Origin of the sequence: Pseudomonas sp. GM79, assembly GCF_000282495.1 — a bacterium.
Taxonomy (GTDB): domain Bacteria; phylum Pseudomonadota; class Gammaproteobacteria; order Pseudomonadales; family Pseudomonadaceae; genus Aquipseudomonas.
On sequence record NZ_AKJE01000074.1, the window covers coordinates 1 to 2526 of the forward strand.

A 2526-nucleotide genomic window follows, 5' to 3' on the forward strand; every position below is an offset into this window, starting at 1 on the left:
AGGAACCGTAGGAACCGTAGGAACCGTAGGAACCGTAGGAACCGTAGGAACCGTAGGAGCTGTCGAGTGAAACGAGGCTGCGATCTTTCCAGGTCCACTTGAGTCCCAAGCGAAAGATCAAAAGATCGCAGCCTCGTTTCACTCGACAGCTCCTACAGGATTTCGGGCGTCATTCGCTTTCGCAAACTACCTTTTCCAATAACCCTTAACGGGCGGCGCCGAGCTGGCCTTTTTCATCGGAGAACACAATTTCCACCCGACGATTCTGCGCACGACCACGCTCTGAGGCGTTCACGTCCACCGGGTATTCATCGCCGTAGCCTTCGACTTTGATACGTTTGTCGTCGATGCCCAGGTCCATCAGTACGTCAGCCACCGATTGCGCACGGTCGCGGGACAGCTTGAGGTTTTCCTGTTTACCGCCAGTGCTGTCGGTGTAGCCTTCGATCCGCACCACGCGCTTGGGGTTGAGCTGCAAGAACTGGACGATCTTCAGCACCACGCGGTTTGCCGAGCTTTTCAGCTCTGCTTCACCGGTATCGAACAGCACATCGCCCAGAGTCATCACCAGACCACGGTCGGTTTGGGTAGTCGCCAACGCCACGATCTGCTCTTCGAGCCACTTGCCCTGTTGCTGCACGCTGAGCAACTTGGACTCACGCAGGGCCAGTTGCAGGCGCTGACGCTCGAGTTCGAGCTTCGCCGCGCGTTCCTCGTTGAGCACTTGATTGGTGTGTTCCCGGGCGATTTCGCTGTAGCGCCGGCTCAGGTAGGCGTAATGCACAACGTCCGAACCGCTGCCCCAGTAGCTGGACAGACGATCGGCGCGTGCCAGCGACTCGCCGGCACGGATCACGTCTTTGGGCGCAATGCGCAGCACATTGGAGTCTTCCTTGACCTTCTGAAAGTCAGTGCCGGCCTGCTGGATTGCGGCTTCGCTGTGTTGACCAGCGCAACCATAAAGGCTTGCGCAACCGGCCAGGATCAAGCCGCCGAGTGCTTTGGTTTTCAGGCTCATTGGGCATCTCCCAGTTGCTTGCGCAGACGAGTGATGCGGGTATTGAGCACGTTCAACTGCTCCTCACTCTTGAGGGTCAGAACCCGGGCTTCGGCCAGTCGCGCGTCCAGCTCGGCCTGCTCGGCCCGCATGCGCGCATTCTTGAAGGACTGGTCGGCCATGTTGCCCTTGGCACGCTTGAACTTGTCTTCAGCCAGTTTCAGCTCTGGCACTTCGTCGGCGGTAGCACCCACGGCCTTGGCTTGTTCGAGGGCCTGTTCGGTCAGGCGTATTTGTTCATTCGGCGCCGGATCGGCTGCACAACCCGCCAGAGCCAGAACGGCCAGGGCAGCGAAAAGAGGTCGAATACTCACTAAAAATCCCTACTGTTTTGGGGTACTGACAGGTTGTGGCTGCGGTTGTGAGCGTTGCGCTTTCCAACGCTCGATATTGCGCAGCAGCGCAGCTTCTGTCAGTCCGGACGCGGGCAATTCTGTCATCTTTTTGGCCAGCTGTCCGCGCAACCAGGGATCGTTGCAGGCAGAGTTATGGGAAACCGCAAGATACAGGCCCGGTTTGTCGATGGGGTGTGGGTGGGCCATCAAGTCATTGGCCATCCCCAGCGTTTGCACCAGGGCCATGCCCGAGTAGCGTCCGGCGAGGACAAATTCCACCTCGTTCAGCAGCAACTTCTGAAAGGCCTGGGTGAGATTGGGCGTGCGAACCAGAGTCAATTGCTGCTCGGCGAAAGTGCCAAATGACGTTGTTACCCGAGCCTTTTCCGACAAGGCGCCGGGATGACCGTGAAGGTCCTGGGCTTCGTTGTAGACCAGTAGCGAGTCGTTGCGAGTCCAGACCAGGTAATCGTTCTCCAGCAGCGGTGGGTGGATGTAATCCAGATTTTCCAGCTCACTGACCGTCAACGGCGCATCGGCCAGCATGTCCATGCGCCCGCTGCGCACTTCGTCCAGGGCCTGGGAGCGTTTGCCGGCGTAAAGCAGTTCGACCTTGATGCCCAACTCCCCCGCCACTTGCTGCAACAGGTCGGCGCTGGCGCCTATCAGGTACTTGGGGTTTTGCGGGTCTTGCCACAGATACGGCGGCGCGTCCGGACTACCGGTCACCACCAGGCGCTCACATTTGCCCGCGGCTATGGATAGCCCCGGCAACAGCGTCAGCCCCAGCAGTAATGACCAGCCACACACGCGGCGTAAATCCATGGGAACACTCCCTACAACCCAATATTTTCGCCCGTAGGAGCTCCTACAGAAGCACAAAAAAAAGCCCGACCAAAAGGTCGGGCTCTTTATAAGTCAAGACGCCGGATTAGACCAGCTTCTCGAACTCGGGGATGGCTTCGAACAGGTCTGCCACCAGGCCGTAATCGGCCACCTGGAAGATCGGCGCTTCTTCGTCCTTGTTGATCGCAACGATCACTTTGGAGTCTTTCATGCCGGCCAGGTGCTGGATCGCGCCGGAAATACCGACCGCAATGTACAGCTGCGGAGCAACGATCTTGCCGGTCTGAC

Annotated in this window: 4 protein-coding genes; all 4 read right to left on the reverse strand. The window is 58.5% G+C overall.

Going from position 1 to position 2526, the window contains the following annotated elements; genetic code table 11:
- Positions 1-205 precede the first annotated feature (205 nt).
- Positions 206-1018: an OmpA family protein gene (locus PMI36_RS11015; RefSeq protein ID WP_007903897.1), complete on the reverse strand. Its 813-nt coding sequence runs from the start codon at positions 1016-1018 to the stop codon at positions 206-208.
- Positions 1015-1371 carry a DUF4398 domain-containing protein gene (locus PMI36_RS11010; RefSeq protein WP_008073146.1) on the reverse strand — a complete coding sequence of 119 codons (357 nt, stop codon included), beginning with the start codon at positions 1369-1371 and terminating at the stop codon, positions 1015-1017. The genes PMI36_RS11015 and PMI36_RS11010 overlap by 4 nt, the downstream gene beginning before the upstream one ends.
- Before the next feature lie 9 nt (positions 1372-1380).
- Positions 1381-2217, reverse strand: a complete 837-nt coding sequence (locus tag PMI36_RS11005; protein ID WP_008073147.1) for a substrate-binding periplasmic protein — start codon at positions 2215-2217, stop codon at positions 1381-1383.
- Between the two features lie 106 nt (positions 2218-2323).
- Positions 2324-2526 (reverse strand): FAD-binding protein (locus PMI36_RS11000; RefSeq protein ID WP_008073148.1); only part of this gene is annotated, 203 nt, incomplete at its 5' end.

Bases quoted from the DNA above. Each gene is read 5' to 3' on its own strand.
- PMI36_RS11015 (WP_007903897.1), bottom strand. From the start codon at position 1,018: ATGAGCCTGAAAACCAAAGCACTCGGCGGCTTGATCCTGGCCGGTTGC.
- PMI36_RS11005 (WP_008073147.1), bottom strand. From the start codon at position 2,217: ATGGATTTACGCCGCGTGTGTGGCTGGTCATTACTGCTGGGGCTGACG.